The following is a 23,467-nucleotide window of genomic DNA, read 5'->3' on the forward strand; positions in this document are numbered from 1 at the left end:
ATAAATCAATAGAAATAATGGTATTTTAAACACAGAAGGATATCAGATTGTTGTTTAACAGCAAGTTTGATATTGCTGATTATTTCAGATTTTTCTACACAAAAATCTGGATTTATGATGTTCGTTCAATTTTTAAATGACCTACATGTTGATGATTAACATCAATATGTAATTACCCTAATTATGACGATGTCGGCTTTGAGAATTGTTATTTTATTTTCCTTTTATGAGAGTAACAAAATACAGGAATAGTTGATACTAAATATTCCTTTTTGTAGGGAAAATAAAATGTGTACATCCAGTACCAAAAAATTTGCCATAGCTCAGTTATGGCAGTTATCGAGCTAGAGGAAGTTCTGAGGTTCAAGGCCATCGCTTGAATCGGATTAATGGTGTTTTAAATTTTGAGGAGCAGCCTGTCAGAAGCCTACTTTACAGACTTCTCTCCACAGTGCTGTGCGATCGCTACGCGTTTGTTTATAGATGCAACACGTGGTCAAGACGTAACGTACCTGTGCGCCTTACGAATGCATCACTACTTCCTGTATTCCATGCAATTGAGCTACATAGCTGAGCTTGATTGACAGTTTTTTGGACAATCTAGACAATCCTTGGATCTCTCCCAAATTGTCTATAACTACTGTTGGCCTTTCACTAATTCCTTTGAGTAAACAGACAAAAACATATGGCTATCGAAACTAACCAAATTTATGGCACACCTGGAAACGATTTGCTTACTACTACCGTTGAGAGCGATCAAATTTTTGGGCTAGCTGGGGACGATATTATTGTATCCCTAAACGGTGACGACCAAATCTTTGGTGGCGATGGGGCTGACTTAATCGTTGCCGGAAATGGAAACGACTTAATTGAGGCCGACAGCGGCAATGACCAAATCTTTGGTGATGCCGGTAATGACTACATTGATGGCGGCGATGGAGTTGATGTCATCAATGGGGGCAGCGGCAGCGATCGCATCATCGGTGGTAATGACGGAGATACAATCTTCGGTGACGCTGGTAATGACATTATCAATGGCGGAAATGCAAATGACAACCTCAATGGCGGAGATGGTGCAGACATCATTTTTGGGGATGCCGGAGACGATCGAGCCTTTGGGGGTTCTGGAAATGACAACATATCCGGTGGTGATGGTGACGACTTATTCAACGGTGATGCAGGGAACGACTTTGTGACTGGCAACGCTGGTAACGACACACTCTTTGGAGGCACAGGAGTTGGGAATGATATTCTCACTGGTGGAGATGGCAACGACTTATTGATTGGTGGAGCTGGCAATGATTTACTTAATGGTGGTGGTGGGAACGACCGACTGATTGGTGTCGATCCTTTTGTTCCAGAGTTTGGATTCGGTACTGGCGAACTTGATACCTTAACTAGTGGTAACGGAAGTGATACCTTCGTCCTGGCAGCAGGTACTGAGGTTTTCTATGACGATCTTGGGAATAATGACTTCGCGCTGATTACTGACTTCAATATTAACCAAGATGCGATCGAGTTAATTGGGTCTGCGTCTTCCTATAGCTTGAGTGCTGCTGGTACTGGTCTTCCGTCAGGGACGGCAATATCTTTCAATAACGACCTAATTGCAATTGTTCAAGGAGTTTCGCTTTCAGACTTTAGCACTGGCTTTGTTTTCGTATAAGTATTTAGCCGTGTTTTGCCTGCGGTAGACTGCCCTTAACCTGCTGTGTGCAGGGTGGAAGAATCAGCACTGTGGGACTGAAGATACTTGAACTTAAGGTTTTGTAGTGAATTTAGGAATTTAGTGATGGGTTCAATTCCCCACTAAATTCTTCCATAATCTCCTTATAAGTAGAAGGACTAAATTAAACCTAACTCGATCTCGCTTTTCGACTGCGCTCAACCCTCTTGGAATAAGCTTACCGAGCATTGAGCGTACCCTTCTCTTGTCTACGAGACGCTACGCGAACGGGAAGCAAGCTACGCGTAGCGTCTCCCCTTGGGAGAAGTCGAAATGCTTCTTCTAAATAATTGCATGTATTCTGTTTGATCGAAGAAGTAAGGTTGCAGTAAGCTTGGACTCACTGCTAATGAATGATATATCTCTAATATCCTCATTGGTTTAGTGAGGCAAACAGTAGTTTGCTGCATTTTGGTAATTGATTTTATTAAAATGCAGTTTTTTTTGTTAGCCCAAACTTGTTAATAAAATAATTTTTTATCTCGACTTTATCCAAAATTAAAAACTTGGTTTTGTTATCCGGCAAAAACCCTGGCTTGTTGGCAAATACTTTTTCTACGTCACAGTCCATCGATGAAGTTAAAAAAGTAAAAAGACCGTTACACAATAGACCTCTTGCAATCAATTGCTTGTTGCACTCTTGTGGTCAAAGCGATGCATCTTTATTGGGGAAAGGGAAAATACCAAACCTTTCCCCTTCCCCTTTTCCCGACTTCTAAGAGAAGTCTAATGGTTTCAGCTTAAGCGATCGCGTTGTCAAAAAAATGAATAAAGTCCAGCTCAGACATCGCCTGTGGTGTAATATCCAGTGGCTTTTTTTGCTTCGATTTCTACGCGTGCATCTTGGGAATTCAATCTTTTGGGATTGGTATTTTTTCTATAATCTCAATTTCTGCCTGAGTAATAGCGTTGTATTTCATGTCACTCATTGATACTATACGGTCAATGTAGGTGATGCCTAGTCAATGTAACTTCTCAACGCGGTTTTCTTTGCGACAATCAATAATTATGCTGCCATGTTGCTGTGCGGTTTGGACGCACACTTCAATTCCATGTACCAAATAGGCACGACAGCTGCAAATATCTGAGCCAAATACATCACAACGGTTGCATTCTTTATGCTCATGAAGATTTTTGTAATATTTTTATGAACTATTAGTTACTAGGGAACTGTCAACTACCTATAGTTAGTTTTTATTTTTAAAAGCGTGACATCCTTACCAACAAGCAGTTATGAGTTTTAATGTCGAGTTTGTCATTAGTCATATTGTAGCATACAAAAAATAACACAGAAATTTCATAAATAGCAATTGATCTCCGTAAATTTAAAGATGACTTTAAAAATGTTTTATCAGATAAATTTTGTGAGAAAGTAAAAAGAAAGGTATATTCACTGATCTCAAATTCATGGATTCTTTATCTATCAATTCCTTACTTGAAGAGTTGAAAAATCCCGATGCTACAGTGCGCGAACAGGCAACCAGAAAAATCTGGCGAATCTGGTTTCAGCAAAAGGGAATCTATGGGCTGGAAAGAATTGACCGCAGTCAAAAGTTACTTGATGCTGGTGAAATTACCCAAGCCGAAACAGCACTGACTGAATTACTCAGAGAACAGCCAGATTTTGCTGAAGCCTGGAATCGACGAGCTTTTCTTTATTACAGTATTGGTGATTATCAAAAATCTCTGGCAGATTGTCAGATGGTTGTGCAGATAAATCCAATACATTTTGGTGCCCTTCATGGTATGGGTTTGTGTTATGCAGCACTAGGAAGGTATAGTGAGGCTATCCGCGCTTTCAAACGTGCTTTAGAAATTCAACCCTATTCGCTGGTGAATCAAAAGTTGATTTTAGAATGTACATTTAGATTGAGCTACGACGGTAGATAGGAGAGAGCATCATAGTTTTTTATGAATCCGTTTTTACCCTCATCAGCAACAATTAATCGCCTAACTCGCCGTAATTTTATTCAATATAGTTCTATCTATATTGCTAGTAGCTTGATTGCAGCTTGTACTAACAACAACCAACCATCAACGAAAAGTTCTGGTTTGGAGAAAGTGACATTCGGCACAAACTGGATAGCACAAGCAGAACACGGTGGATTTTATCAAGCGATTGCCACTGGCATTTACAAAGACTACGGCTTAGATGTCACTATCAAAATGGGTGGCCCCCAAGTGGGGAGTGGTACTCAATTGTTGATGGGGGGTGCGGTAGATTTCTTTATGGGTTATGGCATTGACGCCATAAATGCCATTGCACAGGGTATTCCCAAAATCACAGTCGCAGCAATTTTTCAAAAAGATCCTTGGTGTCTCATTGCCCATCCCAACACAGCAATTAAAACCCTGGCAGATCTCAAAGGCAAACCAATTTATGTTTCTGCTTCTGCTAACATCACCTATTGGCCGTTACTGGAAGCAAAGTATGGTTTTACCGACGATCAAAAGCGTCCTTATAACTTTAATCCGGCTCCATTTTTAACTGACAAAAACTCCGCTCAACAAGGTTATGTTACATCTGAACCCTTTGCCATTGAAAAGCAAGGCGGTTTTGAGCCACTGGTATTTTTATTAGCAGATTATGGTTATCAACCATACGCAACTACTATTGAAACTAAAAAAGAACTTGTAGACAAAAACCCGGAATTAGTACAACGATTTGTTGATGCTTCCATTAAAGGTTGGTATAGTTATTTAGAAAATCCCCAACCAGGGAATCAACTGATTAAAAAAGATAATCCCGAAATGACAGATGAGCAACTAGCTTATAGCATTCAAAAGCTCAACGAATATCAAATCATCATTTCTGACATAGCAGAACAACAAGGTATTGGGGCCATGAGTGACGAAAGGTGGAAATCACTCTTCGATAGTATGGTTGATACTCAGATTTCCCAACCCAACGTTAATTATCAACAAGCTTACACCTTGCAATTTGTGAATAAAGGGGTAGGCTATTACAAGAAGTGAATCAATTTTGGGTTTTTAGATTTATTTCACGGATGAATTTAGGGGCTTCAAACCTGTTTAAATTTTAAATTTGTAATATTCAATCCAAAATCTAAAATTTAAAATCTAAAATTAGGTGAGCGATCGCTGTTATTCTCTAAATTTGTTGCATGAGTAACCGTCCCATTATCACACTCAGTCACATTAGCAAAGTCTACGCCAATGGTACTGTTGCCCTGCAAGACTTAAATTTAGCGATTCCAGAGGGGCAATTTGTGAGTTTAGTCGGCCCCTCTGGTTGCGGTAAAAGTACAGTACTGCGCTTAATTGCCGGACTGGGACAAATGAGTTCTGGTAATATTAACTGGGGTATAACTCAGCAACCAAAAAAACTGGCTTTTGTTTTTCAAGATGCTGCGCTTATGCCTTGGGCAAATGTTTGGGAAAATATACGCTTACCCCTAAAGTTGGCGGGAATCTCTAAACGAGACAGCCAAAAATTACTACAGCAGACATTAACATTGGTAGGATTAGAAGGCTTTGAAAACAACTATCCCCGCGAATTATCTGGTGGGATGAAAATGCGGGTGTCAATTGCTAGGGCATTAGTAACTCAGCCAAATATCCTATTAATGGATGAACCATTTGGCGCATTAGATGAAATTACTCGTAGTAAACTCAACAGTGATTTACTCGATTTATGGTGTCAACAGCACTGGACAGTGGTTTTTGTCACCCACAATATTTATGAAGCAGTTTATTTATCAAATCGAGTGCTAATTATGGGGAAAAGTCCTGGACGTATCGTAGCAGATATAAAAATTGATGCTTCCTATCCCCGTGACGATGACTTTCGGACATCATCGCTGTATAACCAATATTGCCGCGAAATTTCTCTGCATCTAGCCCAAGCTATGAGATAAATAAGCACAGAGGCAACACAGACGCACGAGAAAATAGGAATAGCGTTACAAAATGAAGTACACAAGTAGGGGCTAACAGTCGTACCCTACGGGAAGGCAAAGCCTACGCCCTTACAATTACCTGTACCTCACAAAGTTGCAATTTGCTGTATATGTAAAATCTGTTTTAATTCTAATTTAGGACTTACGCAACTGGCATATTATTTTAAGTTTGTAGTAAGGACTTCAGTCCTTATTAGAGGACTAAATTCCTTACTACAAGCAAAAAAATTGATTTTTTGTCACACTTGCTTAAGTCCTGTAATTATTGAAATCTGCTTTGTTTTTATTTAAATAATCCTGAAAAACTTTTCATATAATTCTCCAAATGAGGTAATTTCACGGAAGAATGCAAGTAAAAAGTATTTTATGCTTGATAAATGAAATTCTTACTTTTATTTAACTATGCTCAAATACTCAAATTTGCTGTTAGCACTTATAGGAACTTTTTGCATATTTAATTACCCAGAAATACAATCTACCCAAGCCCAAGTACCAGCAAAAGTCAAGCTAACTTACAAAGAGAAATTCGATCGACATACCAGTTTTGTAGATGAAAATTGTGTGCGTCCAGAAACGCGTAGATTCGAGAGTTTAGAATATCAACTGTGCCGGATGGAAGATATTCACACCAGAGTTAGCATGGAAGGGCCAGAGGGAGAAAATGGGCCAACAGCTTACTTTTATGGTGGCAAGCTATTTGCGTTTAGAGATACTGGTAGTGGGCAAGCCTGGATGTTTCAAGACGGAAAATTGATTGCGGAGGTCGAAGTGGGTGCTGTTGCCCCAGAATACAATAAAATCACAACTCAATTTAGTCCTAAAATTCGCAAGGAATATACCGATCGCTCGATAGAATCTACCCGAAATATGCTGAAGGTTTTTGGCTCTAATTTTAATCTGTAAAAATAGTTCGTAAAAAGTTTTTAGTATTCACGAAATGCCACGTAATGGTCTCGATTTTATCAAGATTCAGTAATTACGATTGACAATCTATAAATTACGTAAGATTTTCCATACACAAGATACAAGATTCCCTGAAATTGCTATCCAAGGCTAAAAATATTCATTTCATATAGGAATCTGATTTGAGTAATGAACATATTTGTGTGGGGAGGGAACAGGGAGCAGGGAACAGGAAAAAAGGAATTTAGGGGTGTACTGAGTTTTTTCACCAAATCATATATGAGTCCTATATACCATCTCAAATATCAAATTTTTGGAGAAATTATGATACAAAAAACATATAGATTCATCCTACCAAGTTTGTTAGGAATTTCAAGCATATTGGTGTTACTAAACACGGGTGGAAATCAAAAAGCGATCGCAAATATTAGCTCACATAATATATCTCCGGTAATAGTTGCCCAGGCTCAAACAACGGCTGACCCCTTGGTCGAACTTGGAATTACAAGGGAAGAACTGGAAAAAGCTCTTGTTGAATCCGATAGAGCAATTAAGCTCAATCCTAATGATGTAGATGCTTATTTAGGTCGGGCAATGATTCGCAATTTCTTAAAAGACTATGCAGGTGCAATTTCTGATTACGATCGAGCTATCAAACTCAGACCACGGCCAAAGGACGTTTCTGTATATACCAACAGCGCCAATGCTCACGCTAAATTAGGCGACCACAAAGGTGCGATCGCAAAATATAACACAGCCCTCAAAATCGATCCAAATGGAGTTTTTAGTTTATTTATCTACAATGATAGGGGTCTTTCCTATCTGGCTTTAGGGGATAATAAAAGTGCGATCGCAGACTTTAATCAAGCAATTAAACTTGAACCTGAGTCGGCAGTATCCTATTATAATCGAGGTCTGGTTCAACGTCGTTTAGGTCAAAAGCAAGCCGCTATTTCTGACTTTCAAAAAGCAGCAAAATTATATCAAGTAAATAACAAAACTGAGGAATATCAAAGGACTTTGAACCAATTAAAAGAGCTTCAGTCCACAACTATTACTCCCAGGCAAAAGTAAAAATGGCAAAGTAGACGGCGTCGGTTTTCGTCTCGTCTAATACCAATAGCAATTTTAGGGGGCTTTCCTTGCCCCCCGGAAATTGCTACACAGTTGCTACTTTGGGTTGAGTTTGAGTGAACAGTTGAGCTAAACGATGCGGTTGGCGATCGCGCCAGTTCCCCTTATGATACGCATACCCCGCAATTAACGGGAACGCCACAGTCGCCTCAGAAAACACCATCTGTTCAGTAGCTTTATCTACTTTGCCCCAAGAATGAGCCTCTTTAAGAGTAGAACCAGATAAAGCCCCATCTCGTTCATCAGCGACGGTGACTTGAATTGTATACTTGTGCATACTCGTCTCAAACCCCAGCATTTCCGCAGCTACCACCGTATCTTGAGCGAAGTTTTTTGGTACACCACCACCAATCATTACCAAGCCAGTGTAATTAGAAGCTAGTTTACACTGGGTCAACTCCCGAAAGTCTCGCACCGAGTCAATGGTTAAATGAGATTCTGGAGAATTCCATTGATGATGCACTAAGCCAAAGCCAGCAGAACAGTCACTAAAAGCGGGGACAAAAATTGGTACTTGGTGTTGATAAGCAGCTTGCACCACAGATTGATCATAGTTTCCCCGACGTTCCAAATAAACCGCCATTTCCTGAATAAATTCCCGTGAAGAATAGGGACGCTTCTCTAAACCCTCGGCGATTTCTGCAATCGTCATGTCACATACCCGCAGTTGATCCTCATCAATATAGGTGTCATATATGCGGTCTATGCGTTGCTGTCTTAGCACCTCATCATCAGCAAAGGGATCGCCGACATAATGACGATAACCCAACGCTTCAAAGAAATCTTGGTCAACAATGTTAGCGCCAGTAGACACGATCGCATCTACCATATTGTGAGTAATTAAGTCGTGGACTATTCCCTTGAGTCCAGCACTAAATAAAGACCCAGCTAAACACAGAATAATCGTGCATTCTTTATCTTGCAGCATTGCATCGTAAATTTTTGCTGCACGTCCCAAATTTCGACCTTGGAAAGCCGTCTTACCCATTGCTTCCACCAAGCCAACAACATCAAAAGCTTTAATGTCAATTGGTTGCACGGTTTCTTGCAAAAGTTCTTCACGATTCATGGTAGATTGTCCTTTCTTTTTTTGAAAATTAAAATCATCCGGTCTGCATAGCGTCTATAAGGCAAAAGCCTATAGTATAAAACTTCTTTCTTTTGCCTTTTGACTCCTTCAGAGTGACGCTCCTGCGTCGCTAACGTCACTTGCTTCTCCTAATCGGAGACGCTACGCGTAGCTTGCTTCCCCGTAGGGGTACAAGTCGGGAAACCCGCCCAACGCAGTGGCTCACTTTTTACTTTTACCTTCTTGTACTAGGCTCTTCGCAGTGGTCGTACCAGGACAAACCGGGATCTGATTGTCGTCTTTTACTCAATTTGACGTACAAATCCCAAATACTCATAAGTTGAATGAGACGACTGTTCAATTTTGCTACTAATGACTTCTCAAACACCACTAACCACCCCAGAGAACTCAATTTATGCCAAACTAACCAGTGGTTGTCAAAACTCGCTCAATTTTCTCTAATGCCCAATCTATTTCATCTTGAGAAATAACTAAGGGTGGAGCAAAACGAATGACATTATCTCTAGTTTCTTTAGCTAATAATCCCTCTTTAGCTAAGGCTTTACAAAAACGCCTTGCACCACCAGCTTCGGGGTACAATTCCATGCCAATTAATAAACCTTTGCCGCGTACTTCCTTGATATATGCACTCTCAATTGATTGTAATTTCTCTATAAAATATTCCCCTAGTTTTAAGGCTTTTTCTGATAATTCTTCTTCTATAAGAACATCAAGTGCGGCAATTGAGATAGCAGCAGCTAAAGGATTTCCACCAAAGGTACTACCATGATCTCCTGGCTGAAATATACCCATCACTTCTTCTGTCGAAATAAACGCAGAAATGGGATAAAATCCACCAGATAAAGCTTTACCTACAGTTATGCCATCAGGCTGGACATCCTCATATTGATGGGCAAACATTTTACCTGTTCTTCCCAACCCAGTTTGAATTTCATCAAAAACCAATAAAATATTATGATGGCGACAGATTTGTTCAGCTTGCTTTAAAAAACCATGAGAAGGAACGATAATACCTCCCTCCCCCTGAATTGGTTCTACCAAAAATGCAGCAGTGTTAGGAGTAATCGCTTGTTCTAATGCTTGAGCATCACCAAAAGGAATAACTTTAAACCCAGTAGTTAAAGGCCCAAATCCATCTTGATATTGTTCTTCTGTAGAGAAACTGATTAAACTAATAGTGCGTCCAGAAAAATTATTACTACAAACAATAATTTCTGCTTGATTTTCTGGTACACCTTTTACTTTATAAGCCCATTTACGAATGGCTTTGATAGCCGTTTCCACAGCTTCGGCTCCCGAATTCATGGGTAGCACTTTAGGTAAGCCAGAAATCTCAGAAAGCTTTTGATAAAATCTTCCCAATTGATCATTGCGAAAAGCTCTGGACGTTAGTGTAACTTTCTCGGCTTGTTTGATCATCGCTTGGAGAATTTTAGGATGACAATGACCTTGATTTAATGCTGAATAAGCTGAAAGAAAATCAAGGTATTTTTTACCTTCTATATCCCATACCCACACTCCTTCTCCTTTAGTAATGACTACATCTAAAGGATGGTAATTATCAGCACCATATTGCTGTTCTAGTTCAATATAATCCTGGGTATTCATAATGTTAAAGTTGGAAATTCCCAGAGTTACGTTCGCTGCTTGCATATTTGCTCCTGATAGTTTTGATGTATGGAAATAAAACTAGAAAACATCTCAAAGATTACCAGTCAAATGAAACACTCAACAGGTATGAGCCAAAGAAGAAAAATCTAGTTGTCTTCTTCGTTTTATAGTTCCCAATTCCAAGGATTTTTGACAAAATAATTCGTAATTCGTAATTAATTCGTTGAGTAATAGACCAAATAATTTGAGTTATGAATAAACCATAACTTACGCACGGGTTATGAAAACATTGTAGACGTGGAGCGGCTTGCAGCACGCTACCACGGAGGCGCAGAGGTCACGGAGCAATGAAAATTTGAGAGATATTTTGCGTAAGTGCTATAAACAAAAACGCAATAGCAACTTTATTCAATCCTCCGGATTTATCCATGAGATAATAATTACGAATTACTGTGACCGGTCATTTGCTCATTTTCCAGACACGCAACTTGTGTAGGACATTTTTTGCCTATTTTTAGTGAAGAAAACCAGTTGCCCACTCTGTCTGAATGTAAAATTTTACTGACATAAAAATCGATAGCTCTAAAGTATAGTATGACTTTTCCGGTATTAATCTTATTTTTATAAGATATCTTTAATCAAAAAAACCTATTTTTTGCCTACGGACAGTATTTGATTGCGTGAAAAAATTCACTACACTTCTAACTGTCTTTTTGACTATGATTTATTGTCTATTGCTTGCCTATGCAAGTAATTTGAGTAATTCAATTAGATTACTATAGATTGTTGCTGCATCTACATTATCATTAAATTTCCAACCTATCAATGCTAGGGAGGGGGATAATAAAATTGTACTTTATTTTAATGTCCATACTATGGCAGAAAATCCGATTACCTTAATGGAGAAAGTGTTGGTTTGATAAGCCGCTAAATTACTAAATTAGCATCAGCAGTTCGCCCAACTGAAGTAAAATCAATTAGTGGCGGCGATCGCGTAGCTAAAAGTGCTAGTCTTCTAGAAAAAGGAAAACACTGTGGTCTTGGGGTCTACCAAGTGGAGCAAAGTGGTGTGAGACGAAAAAAGAAGAATACAAATGAATATAACGCTTTACTAACATAGCTTTGGCGTCAAAATAACTTGCATATGAAAAATAAAACCACCACAGTCATACCTCCATGCTTTAAAATTGCTCAGATTCAATTTTGAACTTTTGAAAATGCTGTTTATCCGTCGTCTCCAGTCACAAAAAACGCCAAAAAAATTAATTTATGCTGATGTATTTGCACCGATCGCAGTTGGTATTGTAGTACTATTACTGTGGGATATCTTGGTGCGGGTAATGCATTTACCTCCTTATATCCTCCCTGGCCCAATATTAGTATTTCAAACATTAATTACTGACTGGAATGAACTTTTTCCATCATTATTAATTACACTGCAAATTACAATCTTTGCCTTTGTGGCTGCGGCAATTTCTGGTTTATTGATAGCGATTTTGTTCGCTCAAAGTAAATGGATTGAGCGCAGTTTATTTCCCTATGCGGTAATTTTACAAACAACTCCCATAGTGGCGATCGCACCTTTAATAATTCTTTGGTTAAAAAATAATACTTTTGCTGCCTTAGTAGTCTGTGCTTGGATAGTCGCTTTTTTTCCCATTGTTTCCAACACTACATTAGGACTCAACAGCGTTGACCGAAACTTGCTCAACTTATTTCAACTTTACAAAGCTTCTCGCTGGCAAACACTACTGTATCTCCGTTTACCTAGTGCCATGCCTTACTTTTTAGGCGGGTTAAAAATCAGCGGTGGTTTAGCGTTAATTGGTGCTGTGGTGGCTGAGTTTGTCGCCGGGACTGGTGGTGCAAAATCGGGTATTGCTTACCGAATTTTGATATCTAGCTACAACTTACAAATTCCTCGGATGTTTGCAGCGTTATTTCTAACAACTGGGTTGGGTGTCTTGATTTTTGTTGTTTTGAATCTTTTATCTGATTTTATATTAAGTAAGTGGCATGAAAGTGCTGTGAAAGAAGAAAACTAGATCGGAATTTGATTATGCTCCATATATAAAAGAGTTTCAAGACTTAGAGTATATTGTCAGTCTGACTATTAATGTCTTCCAACCGTTGTATTAATTCCCGATCGCAAGAAGTTTCTAGATTATCATCTATACCCTCATCCAGAGAATGAATTAAAAAGTACGCAATTTCAGCACGTTCTTTTGCAGAAAATTGAGAAAGTTATAGTTTGAGTTTTTCGGCAGTTTCACTCATATTTTGCACTCTACCCAATAATTCTAATTATAGGCTTGAGAGAATATTGTTTTGGATTTCCCAACTCTTGACAAGGGTAAGCATAGAGATTATGGCGTAGCGTAATTAATAATAAGCTATAACCACAGTCAACTTAGAAGTCCTGATTTATAAATTATGACAACCAACTTAGATACCCTGATTAATTCTCTAGAAGGCATAGAAATAATCACAGAAGCAGCCCAAGTCGCAAAATTATCTCATGATTATCACACCTTTAGCCCAGTGCTGGTGCCGAAATTAGAGGGAAAAGTGGGGGATATTGCGGTGCGTCCCACCAGTGAAGCAGAAGTTTTAAAAGTCGCGGCGGCCTGTGCAAAATACCGCGTACCCGTAACTGTCCGGGGTGCTGGAACCGGGAATTATGGGCAATGCGTACCGTTGCATGGTGGGGTAATTTTAGACATGACGCGGATGCAAAAGATTCTTTGGGTAAAGCCAGGGGTGGCGCGGGTAGAAGCCGGAATCAAATTGGCGGCTATAGATAAAAAAACCAGAGAATTCGGCTGGGAAATCCGTATGGCACCCTCGACTTACCGCACAGCCACAATTGGCGGATTTATTGCTGGGGGGAGTGGGGGTATTGGCTCAATACAATACGGATCGTTACGCGATCGCGGCAATATCTTAGCACTGCGAGTGGTAACTTTAGAAGATGAACCGCGAGTTATAGAATTGCGGGGAGACAATGTACAAAAAGTTAACCATGCTTGGGGTATTAACGGCATCATTACCGAAGTTGAAATTCCCTTAGGCCCTGCTTATCCCTGGGCAGAAGTCATCGTTACATTTGATGACTTTATGGCAGCAGCAAAATTTAGTCATACACTTGGTAATGCTGATGGTATGATTAGCAAATTAATTTCTGCCTTTGCATCACCAATTCCGCGATATTTTCACGCCTTGCAACAATATATTCCTGAAGGTACTCATGCGGTATTTTTGATGCTTGCGGAACCGAGTTTAGAATTATTGCCCGGTTTGGTACAGCGGTATGGCGGCCAGATTACCTATGAAAAATTAGCCCCAGAAGCAGCCAAAGGCACGCCACTAGCAGAATTTACTTGGAACCACACCACCTTACACGCCCGGACTGTAGACACTGGAATTACCTACCTACAAAGTATGTTTCCGGCGGCTAAAAGTCTGCAACTTGTAGAGCATATGTATAATCATTTTGGCGATGAAGTAATGATGCATTTAGAATTTTTTCGCGTCAACGGTGCTGTAGTTCCTGGTGGCTTGCAACTTGTACGCTACACCACAGAAGAACGTCTGAATGAAATTATGCGCTATCACGAAGAACACGGTGTGACTATTGCCAATCCTCACACCTATATTATTGAAGATGGTGGAAGAAAAGTTATTGACCCAGAGCAGTTAAAATTTAAAGAAATAGTAGACCCTTATGGGTTAATGAACCCTGGTAAAAGTAAAGTTCTGCAAGGATAAGGATTAAGAATTCAGGAGTCAAAAGTCAGTAGTCAGAAGTAAAAAATTTTTCATACCTGGTTAGCAGACCTAGTTTGTGTACTCCACACTTTTGGAAATTTGCTATAAAAATTGGAGTATTCTTAAATTCTGACTCCTGAATTCTAACTTCTGAATTCTGACTCCTGAATTCTGACTCCTGAATTCTAACTTCTGAATTCTGACTCCTGAATTCTGACTCCTGAATTCTGACTCCTGAATTCTAACTTCTGAATTCTGACTCCTGAATTCTGACTCCTGAATTCTGACTCCTGAATTCTGACTCCTGAATTCTGACTCCTGAATTCTGACTCCTGAATTTTAAATATTCCGTGGGCAGAACCCAGAATAACATTCCAAAATCACCCATGATTGAAATTGATGGTTCTTACGGAGAGGGAGGCGGACAAGTTCTTCGCACTTCCTTAAGTCTAGCCGCTATCACTGGCGAAGCAATAAGGATTACAGGTATTCGCGCCGGACGCAAAAAGCCAGGGTTAGCACCACAGCATTTAACAGCTGTTCGTGCGGCCGCTAGAATTTGTAATGCCCAACTATCAGGTGATGCTTTGGGTTCAATGCAATTGGAATTTATTCCGGGTAGTGCTGTGCAAGCTGGAACCTATGCCTTTGATGTTAGTAAAGCACAACCTGGTGGTTCTGCGGGTGCGATCGCTTTAATTCTCCAGACAATTCTCCTACCTTTAGCACTAGCACCCGGCAATTCCCAAGTAACACTCAAAGGTGGAACTCATGTGAACTTTAGCCCCACAGTTACATACATCGAGCAAGTTTATCTGCGGATATTGCAACGCATGGGAGTAGAAGCAAAAGTCAAATTAGGCGCTTGGGGTTGGTATCCCCAAGGAGGCGGAGAAATAGAATTGCAAGTTACTGGTGGTTGTCAACTTCACGGGATCGATTTATTGGAACGCGGGAGTTTACAGCAGGTGCGGGGAGTTGCTGTGGTCACAGAATTACCTTCCCACATACCCCAACGTATGGCCAATCGTGCCGAAAATTTGCTTAGAGAAGCGCATTTAAAAGTTGCCGTGCAAGCATCACGAGAAAAAGGCGTTGCACCAGGCGCGGGTATTTTCCTCACTGCTGAGTATCAAAACAGCTTGGCTGGTTTTGGTGGCTTTGGGCGTTTGCGATTATCAGCCGAAACAGTTGCGGAAATTGCTTGTCATCAACTACTTGAATTTCATCACACAGGCGCACCAGTAGACGAACACTTAGCAGACCAGTTATTATTACCAGCTGCTTTAGCCTCACAAGAAAGTCATTATCGAGTAGCTGAGGTCAGTAGTCATTTGACTACCAATGCTGGAGTAATTCAACAATTTGGATTAGCACAGATAAAAGTAGATGAAATTGAGAGAAGAGTGTCGGTAAAGAGTTTAAATCACAGCGATCGCTGTTAATGCTGCACCTGCGACAATCACAACAACAGCACCAAGCATCGATAAATTTTGCAGAAATTTGGCACTATTGGGTAAGCGATCTATCCATTGATGGGCATAAACTACAATTAATCCGATGGCTATCAACACTGATGCTAATCCCAAGCTAAATGCACTAATTAACATCACTCCATAAGCAGCTTGATGTAAAGCGATCGCACTTAAGAACAAAACTAGCGCCCATGAACAAGGTACAATTCCCTCCGCAATACCCAACGCAATTAGCGATCGGTTCGTGACGGATTTGCTTGGTGGGTGATGTTTATTTTCCTCTGTTCTCTTGCCTTTGTTTGAGTTTCAAGATGATTTCTGAGTGCATTTCGCGGGTGATTGGATAAAAATAGGTTAAAACTAAACCTAAAATTAAAGCGATCGCTGGTACTGGCCCAATAAAACTACGAATTACATTTAACACAGTATCCGGTTGAATTGGCATCACGATATCTGGTGTGGGTTTAATATAACCAGCTGCACCTAATCTTTGTAAAACCAGATAAACTGCAAATCCTAAACAAATTTTCTGAAGAAACACCATAAAGCTGTAAAAAATACCCTCTCGTCGCTGTCCAGTTTTGAGTTCATCCAACTCAATTACATCGGGTAACATTGACCAGGGAACAAGATAAGCAGTAGAGACACCAAAACCTGCCATTAGTGCCAAAATATACATTAGGATGATTTGATCGGGTTGCAAGAAAAAAAGTCCAACTTGGGCAATAAGCCAGACACTCATCCCCATGTAGTACACAGCTTGTTTGCCAAAACGCTTACTAAGAGAAGTCCAAACAAACAGCATAGACATAGCGGTTCCTTGCACCGTCAGCAAGACCAAGCTAACGTGCCATTGCGGTAGCCGCATCCAACTAGTGACAAAGTAAGGAATAATACCAGCTGACAATTGAAAACTCAACCAAGAACAAAGGTAGATACCTACTACAAACAAGAAAGGGCGATTAGTAAAAACTATTTTGAGTTGTTGTCCTAAAGGAATAGAAACTTGTTGCTCAGTTTGTGGGTGTAACTTTGCTACTGCTTGAGCGCGTTTTTTTGTTCCCCAGACACACCAATACAAAGGTAAGACAGAGATAACAGCACAGATGGCTCCTCCTACTACATATTGTAGTTGTCTATTATTGGGAATAAATATGGAGATAACTAAAAAAAGAAGTATGGCGAAAATGCTACCGCCAATAGAAAAGAAAAAGCGGAAGCTAGTTAAACTAGTACGTTCATCGTAGTCTTGAGTTAGTTCTGCGGTGAGGGCTGTATATGGTAAATTGACAATTGTATAGAAAGCATTAAATAAAATAGAAACAGCAGTGTAATACCAAAATAACCCCCACTCATTGACACTTTCTTGATTGCTGAATTGCGGAACAATCCACTGCAAAAAGAAGAAAATTCCAAAGGGAATTGCTCCCCAAATCATCCAAGGATAGCGCCTTCCTTGACTACTTTGAGTGCGATCGCTCAATACACCAACCATCGGATCGTTGACTGCATCCCAAACTTTACCGATTAATTGGGTTCGTCCGGCTAAGTTGGGATCTAAACCAGCAACATCAGTGAGGAACGGTGACAGATAGGTGATACCAATCATAGCTGCGATCGCTGTTCCCAAATCTCCCGCACCGAAAGCAATTTTAGTACTCAGATTTAGTTTTTCATTTTGAGGTGTTTGTTGAGCATCACCATCAGCAGCAGAATCATTCATAAAAATTTACACTCATATTAAAATAATAAATTTATTTTCAATTACTTCCCTAAAATGTATGACAGACCTTTACATTTCTTGGTCAGATTATCATCAAAAAATCGAACAACTGGCCATTCAGATTTATGAATCGGGTTGGCAATTTAACCAAATTATTTGTCTTGCTAGAGGAGGGCTACGAGTTGGAGATATTCTCTCCCGGATATACGATAAACCCCTAGCAATTTTAGCAACCTCATCTTACAGTGGCCCTGGCAAACAAGAAAGAAGTAATTTAATTTTGTCCCGCCACTTGACAATGACCAATGAAAAATTAGGTTCCCACATTCTTTTAGTTGATGACTTAGTAGACTCTGGAATTACACTCCAGCACACTATTCCTTGGCTGAAACAAAATACAGATTTCGCCATTGAGGAAATTCGCACAGCCGTACTCTGGTACAAAGCCTGTTCAGTTATAGCACCCGATTACTACGTTGATTACCTACCCGATAACCCCTGGATTCACCAACCCTTTGAACACTACGAGAATATGGATGTTGCAGAACTCGCGGCTAAGGTGATGGGGTGATGGAGGCAGGGAAAAGGTTAAAGGGTAAAGGGTAAAGGTATAAATTAACCTTTCCCCCTTACCCCTTTTCCTTTTACCATTCCCTGGAAAGCCCCATGCCCCATGACGCCACTTGCTCCACTTGGGGAGACTCCAAGACCGCAGCGACTCCCCCATGCCCAATGTCCAAATCAAAACAGCCACAGCCAAATCGGCAGAGTAACCAACAATAGAATGACTCCACTGGCTAATGCTGTCACAGCCAAATCGCGATCGAGATTAAATGCTTCGGCAATTACTAGTGTGGCGAAAGCTGGAGGCATAGCCATTTGCAATACTATTACCTTGGCTGTGGAACCCGTTAATCCAAATAGTGGTAGGATGCTGCCCAAGATTAATGGCACTAGTAGCATTTTGATGATTAAACTGATGCTTGCTTGTGGTAGGCTGCGCCAAGAATTGAGTAGTGCTAATCGCATTCCAATTAGCACTAAAGATAAAGCTAGGATAGTCCAAGCCAATTTCTCTAGGAATAATTCCACAACGGTGGGAATTGCCACCTCTCGAAATACTAATCCAAATCCGAAACTCCACAGACCAGGATTAATTAAGATGGCTTTCACGGTGTACCAGTGATTTTGGACGCCACCGCCAAAACGTGCTGCTAGGAATACACCCAAGCCATAACTTCCGGGAAAGGAACCTAACAAATCGTAAAATAACGCCCAAGCAAAGTATTCCTTACCTACCATTGCTAAGGTGATGGGAAAACCGAGAAAGCCTGTGTTCCCAAACATCGTCGTTAGCAGGAAGCTAGCTTGGGTTGGCGCTTGGGGAATGGTATTTCTAAAATGGGCTTGTGCTTTCATACCTACCCAACCTAAAAAAGCACCGAGTAGAATGGCTAGGTAAGCGATGGCAGGTGCAATCCAAACCTGCGCCGACAAGCTGGATTGACGCAAAAAAGATACTATGCTTATGGGTACTCCCACCCAATACAGAAACCGTCCGAGAAGGGTAGGAACTGTCATAGGTAGTTTGCGTCCCAAAATAAAACCTACCAGTACTAATCCTCCTAGCTTGACGTATAGTTCTAAAAGGTTTGTCAAAATTCCACCTAAGAACCATCAATATAAAATGCTACCTGTTACTTATACTTTTGTCCAGTGCTAAATATGTTATGGCTATCCCACAAAACAGGAGTTTTCCCTTGAAGAAAGCTGGGTTTTCTAAAAAACTGCAAAATTCATCACACGATCCTGATGACATTCCAGTAGCTATACGCGATACTCCTGTTGCAACACCGAAAGCGTGGTTGCAACCCCAAATTTTACTAATTGGGGGAGCTGCGGGATTTGTATTACTGGCTTTAGTAAGCAGTTTTTTGTTTTTCCTAACAACACCGAGAAAAACTGCCAATTCCGAACCTTCACCAGTTAGTTCTGCTCCTGCGACTCCCCAAGCATCTAATGATTCCAACAATACTCTTTTGGGACATCTGACATATACACAAGCGCCAGAATCAGACCTGGTAATCATTTCCGGAAATAGGGGCATCAGAATGCGGAAAGCTGCTGCCCAAAAATTTCAGGAGATGGTGGCAACAGCGCGGAGTGCAAATGTAATTTTGGTGCCAATTTCTGGCTTTCGCTCAGTTAAAGACCAAGAGCAATTGTTTTTTGTTCTTGGTGCCCAGAAAAATCAAACACCAGCCCAACGAGCTGCCCTCAGCGCTCCTCCCGGTCATAGCGAACATCACACGGGCTACGCTGTGGATATTGGAGATGGTGCAGCACCAGCAACTAATCTTGAAACTAAATTTGAAAATACCAAAGCTTATCAGTGGCTACGAACAAATGCAGCGCGTTTTGGCTTTGAAATGTCTTTTCCCAAAAATAATGTTCAAGGCGTGAGTTATGAACCTTGGCACTGGCGTTTTGTTGGCGATCGCGATAGTTTGGAAACATTCTATAGAGCCAGAAATTTAAAACCAACTCCGGCGGCTCAATAATATTTATTGATTGAAGAGGGAGTGTTGACTGCTGACTGTTGATTGTTGACTGGGGAGTTATTATTCTCCCCCCCCATCTCGATTTGCCGATTTTTGCGATCGCTACCTCAGCCCTATTACTTTTATCGGCTTTTTACTGGATTTTCACTTTCTGGTTTTTGATATTTACCTGGATACTTTCGATAAAAATATTCTTCCATAATTTGTAAAATCATTGGTGCAGCAACGCTACCACCACCACCACCGGAATGTTCAGCAAAGGCCACGATGGCAATTTCTGGACGATCTGCGGGAGCATAAGCACCGAACCAAGCGTGATTTTGTTTAACATGACCCTTCCATGCTTCAGCGGTACCACTTTTACCAGCTACTGGAGGAATGGTTGGTTTGTTCAAAGCTTTTCCCGTACCTTCAGATACTACTTTTCGCAGTCCTTGACGCAGAACAGTTATGGTTGTCGGCTTCATATTCAAAGACTCTCGCCAGCTTTTGGCTTCTTCATTGTCTTTGAGCAAATGCGGCTGGACTCGGTAACCACCGTTAGCTGGTACGGAAAACATAATCGCCACTTGCAAAGGTGTTGTTTGTAAAGCGCCTTGACCAATTGACATGTTAATGCTGTCTCCTACAGTCCAAGGCATCTTCCATGCTTTCTGTTTCCATGCTTCATCTGGTACTAAACCTGCTGTTTCTTCGTTTACAAATTCAAAGCCAGTTTTTTTACCAAATCCATACTTGTGAGTCCATTCAATTAATGTCGGGCCGCCAACTCCGCGACCAATTTGATAAAAGAATGTATCACTACTCCACTGTAATGCTCCCACGAAACCCAACGGGCCAAATCCGGCGTGGTTCCATTCGCCAAAACGTGTACCCCCAATGTTTAAGGAACCGTAGGTTTGTAAAACTGTGCTAGGCGAAAATTTTCCTGATTCTAACCCAGCAGTGGTAGTAACTATTTTGAACGTACTGGCGGGTGGAAAGGCACTGAGGGCACGATTTACTAAGGGATGTTCTACACCTTGAACGCTTTCCCAATCTTTTTGGGTGAGTTTTTGTTTGGAGAAAATATTAGGGTCAAAGGTGGGGTGAGATACCATTGCTAAAACCGCACCATTTCTGGGATCTAACGCGACGATCGCTCCATTGCGATTGCCTAAAGCTTTTTCAGCTGTCTTTTGCATCTCTAAATCTATGGTCAAGTGCAAATCATTACCAGCTTTGGCTTGTTTCTCTCCCAAAACCCGCAGCGGTCGCCCAGCGCCATCCACTTCTACCTGTTGACCTCCCCATTCACCCCGCAACATTTTCTCATAAGCCTTCTCAACTCCCATTTGACCGATGACATCACCCAATCTGTAACCTTCTTGCTTCCTTTGTTTTAACTGTTCGGGGGTTAGTTCTCTTGTATAACCTAGTACATGTGCTAGTTCTTTACCATGCGGGTAGTAACGAACTGCTTCCGTAGAAATTTCTACGTCTTTGAGTTCGCTTTCATACTCCTTTAAGGCCGTAATTTGTGCTTCATTCAAATCACGAGCAATGCGAATCAAAGAAGAAGAGTTAGCACCAGCTTCTTCTAGTTTCTTTTCCATCTCTTCTTCGGGAACATCCAGAATTTGAGATAGACGTGGAGCCACAACCGACCACGAAGGTTTAGTATGTGCCATCGGCCACAAATATACAGAACGAGGATAGCGAGTACTAGCTAAAAGTTTGCCGTTGCGGTCAAAAATATTCCCCCGTTCTGGTTGTTTGGGGATCATACGAATGCGATTTGCTTCTGCTCGTTTGCGATGATTTCCGCCTTCAATAATTTGCAAGTATGCTAAACGAGTACCGATTCCCGTCACCATCAACAGAGTAAATACGATGAAAAATATCGGCTGGACACCGCGTCCCACTGTGCGTGTATTTTTTTTCCCACCAAATGGAGATGGTTTTAATAAAGTCATAAGAGAAAAACTATTTCAAAATTTAGATTATCTGTAAATATTTACGATCGCCACTACTGGGTGATAGAGAATTAGCTTGGTATATTTATGAACATATTGTTTTTGGCGGATACAATAAACCAAAGTGTCAAATCTAGTCTGCCCAATAGAGTAGATAAATTGACCAAATCAGGTAAAATCACGGCATTCTACTAAGGATTATGGCTCAAACTGTGATGCAGAATCAGAGGGCGATCGCAGGTTTTCATCCACTTGACGTTGAACTGCGTAATGTATTCAAGTTTTTCGATCGAGAACCAGCAGTTCACGGAATCGACTTGGAAGTTAAACAGGGGGAATTTTTTAGTATTTTAGGCCCCTCCGGTTGTGGAAAGACAACAACACTGCGCTTAATAGCAGGCTTTGAAATAGCTGACACTGGTAAAGTATTGATTCAGGGTCAATCTATGACTAATGTGCCCCCTTACCGCCGACCAGTCAATACCGTATTTCAAAGTTACGCTTTATTTAACCACTTAAATGTTTGGGATAACATTGCCTTTGGACTGCGGTTAAAAAAATTACGTAAAGCTGTAATTGAAAGTAGAGTCCAAGAAGCTTTAAAACTGGTGAAAATGGAAAGTTTAAAATCGCGCTTTCCCAACCAACTTTCCGGCGGTCAACAGCAACGGGTTGCTTTGGCTAGAGCTTTAGTCAACCGTCCCGCCGTTGTCCTACTAGATGAACCTTTAGGGGCCTTGGATTTAAAATTACGCAAGGAAATGCAAGTTGAGTTATCAAATTTACATCAAGACTTGGGTTTGACCTTCGTGATGGTAACACACGACCAAGAAGAAGCGCTTTCTTTGAGCGATCGCATTGCCGTCATGAATCAAGGCAAAATAGAGCAAATTGGTACTCCCAGCGAAATTTACGAACGTCCCCAAACATCTTTTGTAGCTGATTTTATCGGGGATACCAATTTATTTAGCGGTGAAATTCTCGCCGTAAACTCTGCTGATGTGCAAATTTTGACAAAAACTGGTCTCTCAATTACCGTTGCTCGCGCTGAAGATACCCCATCTCAACTATCACAATCTGTGATTGTTAGTGTACGCCCAGAAAAAATTCAGTTGTCCCTTTATCCCCCTAATTTACCAACAAACTGTTTTGAAGGTCGATTAGTTAATGTGATGTATTTAGGAACACATGTTAATTACATCATGGAATTAACAAATGGCGTCAAAATAAATGCATTACAACCTAATACTTTTGGTAGCCTACCAGACCGCGATACACCAATTTATGCTTGGTGGGCAGAAACCGATTGTTTAGCATTATTAAGTAATTAGTGGTTGTTTGTTTCTTAGGAAACTACAAAAAAGCTAAGTACAACATTTCATTAATTTCTACCAAATTTTTTGCGTACCTTGGCGTTGAAATGTCAACGCTTTACTAACAGACAAATTCAGAAAAGTTTCATAACCCTTAAATTTCGTTGATAATATTTTTGTGAATTCCGATTTAATTAGATTAATTCGGTTACTAATTCTATGCCAGCTTGCTGTTTACTGAATTATTTTTTGATAAAAAACTAACAAACACATCTTTCGGAAAAATCT

17 protein-coding genes and 3 pseudogenes are annotated in these 23,467 nt (G+C 40.6%); 12 read left to right on the plus strand and 8 right to left on the minus strand.

Translation table 11 applies throughout. The annotated features are described in order from the left end of the window. Window positions 1-685: 685 nt before the first annotated feature. Window positions 686-1,666, plus strand: coding sequence for a calcium-binding protein (locus tag VF06_RS43385; RefSeq protein ID WP_099071220.1), 981 nt, complete (start codon window positions 686-688; stop codon window positions 1,664-1,666). 840 nt (window positions 1,667-2,506) lie between these two features. On the opposite strand, the pseudogene VF06_RS42720 reads toward VF06_RS43385, so the two are convergent. Further along, window positions 2,507-2,847, minus strand: a pseudogene (locus tag VF06_RS42720) (GTP cyclohydrolase II); the annotation flags it as partial. Window positions 2,848-3,133: 286 nt separating this feature from the next. Between VF06_RS42720 and VF06_RS16005 the strand changes: the two are divergent. The 5 genes from VF06_RS16005 (at window position 3,134) to VF06_RS16025 (ending at window position 7,623) form a co-directional block, all read left to right on the plus strand. Next, window positions 3,134-3,616, plus strand: coding sequence for a tetratricopeptide repeat protein (locus VF06_RS16005; RefSeq protein WP_099071221.1), 483 nt, complete (start codon window positions 3,134-3,136; stop codon window positions 3,614-3,616). A 21-nt stretch (window positions 3,617-3,637) separates the two neighbouring features. Beyond that, window positions 3,638-4,702 carry an ABC transporter substrate-binding protein gene (locus tag VF06_RS16010; protein WP_099071222.1) on the plus strand — a complete coding sequence of 355 codons (1,065 nt, stop codon included), beginning with the start codon at window positions 3,638-3,640 and terminating at the stop codon, window positions 4,700-4,702. A 149-nt stretch (window positions 4,703-4,851) separates the two neighbouring features. Continuing rightward, window positions 4,852-5,604 carry an ABC transporter ATP-binding protein gene (locus VF06_RS16015; RefSeq protein ID WP_099071223.1) on the plus strand — a complete coding sequence of 251 codons (753 nt, stop codon included), beginning with the start codon at window positions 4,852-4,854 and terminating at the stop codon, window positions 5,602-5,604. Between the two features lie 444 nt (window positions 5,605-6,048). After that, window positions 6,049-6,549, plus strand: coding sequence for a hypothetical protein (locus VF06_RS16020; RefSeq protein WP_099071224.1), 501 nt, complete (start codon window positions 6,049-6,051; stop codon window positions 6,547-6,549). Window positions 6,550-6,873: 324 nt separating this feature from the next. Further along, window positions 6,874-7,623 (plus strand): tetratricopeptide repeat protein, encoded by a 750-nt coding sequence (locus tag VF06_RS16025; RefSeq protein ID WP_180267352.1) that lies wholly within the window; start codon window positions 6,874-6,876, stop codon window positions 7,621-7,623. Window positions 7,624-7,708: 85 nt separating this feature from the next. Here the strand turns inward: VF06_RS16025 and VF06_RS16030 are convergent, their stop codons facing one another. Continuing rightward, entirely contained in the window at window positions 7,709-8,752 is a 1,044-nt protein-coding gene (locus tag VF06_RS16030) for a 1,9-bis(guanidino)-5-aza-nonane synthase (RefSeq protein WP_099071226.1), read from the minus strand. A 423-nt stretch (window positions 8,753-9,175) separates the two neighbouring features. Continuing rightward, a complete protein-coding gene (rocD, locus tag VF06_RS16035; RefSeq protein ID WP_099071227.1) occupies window positions 9,176-10,426 on the minus strand; it encodes an ornithine--oxo-acid transaminase in 1,251 nt (416 codons plus the stop codon). A gap of 1,175 nt (window positions 10,427-11,601) precedes the next feature. Between rocD and VF06_RS16040 the strand changes: the two genes are divergently transcribed. Then, window positions 11,602-12,429, plus strand: coding sequence for an ABC transporter permease (locus VF06_RS16040; protein ID WP_099071228.1), 828 nt, complete (start codon window positions 11,602-11,604; stop codon window positions 12,427-12,429). Between the two features lie 43 nt (window positions 12,430-12,472). Here VF06_RS16040 and VF06_RS16045 read toward each other — a convergent pair. Then, window positions 12,473-12,604 (minus strand): annotated as a pseudogene (locus tag VF06_RS16045) (addiction module protein); the annotation flags it as partial. A gap of 213 nt (window positions 12,605-12,817) precedes the next feature. On the opposite strand from VF06_RS16045, the gene VF06_RS16050 reads away from it, so the two are divergent. After that, entirely contained in the window at window positions 12,818-14,152 is a 1,335-nt protein-coding gene (locus VF06_RS16050) for an FAD-binding oxidoreductase (RefSeq protein WP_099071229.1), read from the plus strand. A gap of 386 nt (window positions 14,153-14,538) precedes the next feature. Next, window positions 14,539-15,597, plus strand: coding sequence for an RNA 3'-terminal phosphate cyclase (rtcA, locus tag VF06_RS16055; protein WP_099071230.1), 1,059 nt, complete (start codon window positions 14,539-14,541; stop codon window positions 15,595-15,597). On the opposite strand, the pseudogene VF06_RS16060 reads toward rtcA, so the two are convergent. Together VF06_RS16060 and VF06_RS16065 are read right to left on the minus strand one after the other, a co-directional pair. Then, window positions 15,574-15,864, minus strand: a pseudogene (locus VF06_RS16060) (urease accessory protein UreH domain-containing protein); the annotation flags it as partial. The gene rtcA and the pseudogene VF06_RS16060 sit on opposite strands and share 24 nt — an antisense overlap. Window positions 15,865-15,898: 34 nt before the next feature. Then, a complete protein-coding gene (locus tag VF06_RS16065) occupies window positions 15,899-17,350 on the minus strand; it encodes an MFS transporter (RefSeq protein WP_099071231.1) in 1,452 nt (483 codons plus the stop codon). A gap of 58 nt (window positions 17,351-17,408) precedes the next feature. Here VF06_RS16065 and VF06_RS16070 point away from each other — a divergent pair, with 58 nt between their 5' ends. Continuing rightward, window positions 17,409-17,921, plus strand: a complete 513-nt coding sequence (locus tag VF06_RS16070; RefSeq protein ID WP_099071232.1) for a phosphoribosyltransferase — start codon at window positions 17,409-17,411, stop codon at window positions 17,919-17,921. Between the two features lie 170 nt (window positions 17,922-18,091). Here the strand turns inward: VF06_RS16070 and VF06_RS16075 are convergent, their stop codons facing one another. Next, window positions 18,092-19,009: an AEC family transporter gene (locus tag VF06_RS16075; protein ID WP_099071233.1), complete on the minus strand. Its 918-nt coding sequence runs from the start codon at window positions 19,007-19,009 to the stop codon at window positions 18,092-18,094. Window positions 19,010-19,110: 101 nt separating this feature from the next. Between VF06_RS16075 and VF06_RS16080 the strand changes: the two genes are divergently transcribed. Then, window positions 19,111-19,911: a M15 family metallopeptidase gene (locus tag VF06_RS16080; RefSeq protein WP_099071243.1), complete on the plus strand. Its 801-nt coding sequence runs from the start codon at window positions 19,111-19,113 to the stop codon at window positions 19,909-19,911. Window positions 19,912-20,033: 122 nt separating this feature from the next. On the opposite strand, the gene mrdA is transcribed toward VF06_RS16080, so the two are convergent. Continuing rightward, window positions 20,034-21,866 (minus strand): penicillin-binding protein 2, encoded by a 1,833-nt coding sequence (gene mrdA, locus VF06_RS16085; RefSeq protein ID WP_099071234.1) that lies wholly within the window; start codon window positions 21,864-21,866, stop codon window positions 20,034-20,036. Window positions 21,867-22,066: 200 nt separating this feature from the next. Here mrdA and VF06_RS16090 point away from each other — a divergent pair, with 200 nt between their 5' ends. Continuing rightward, window positions 22,067-23,197, plus strand: coding sequence for an ABC transporter ATP-binding protein (locus VF06_RS16090; protein ID WP_099071235.1), 1,131 nt, complete (start codon window positions 22,067-22,069; stop codon window positions 23,195-23,197). The last annotated feature ends 270 nt before the right edge of the window (window positions 23,198-23,467 follow it).

Origin of the sequence: Nostoc linckia z4 (assembly GCF_002608075.1) — a bacterium.
In the GTDB taxonomy this organism is placed as follows: Bacteria; Cyanobacteriota; Cyanobacteriia; order Cyanobacteriales; family Nostocaceae; genus Nostoc; species Nostoc linckia.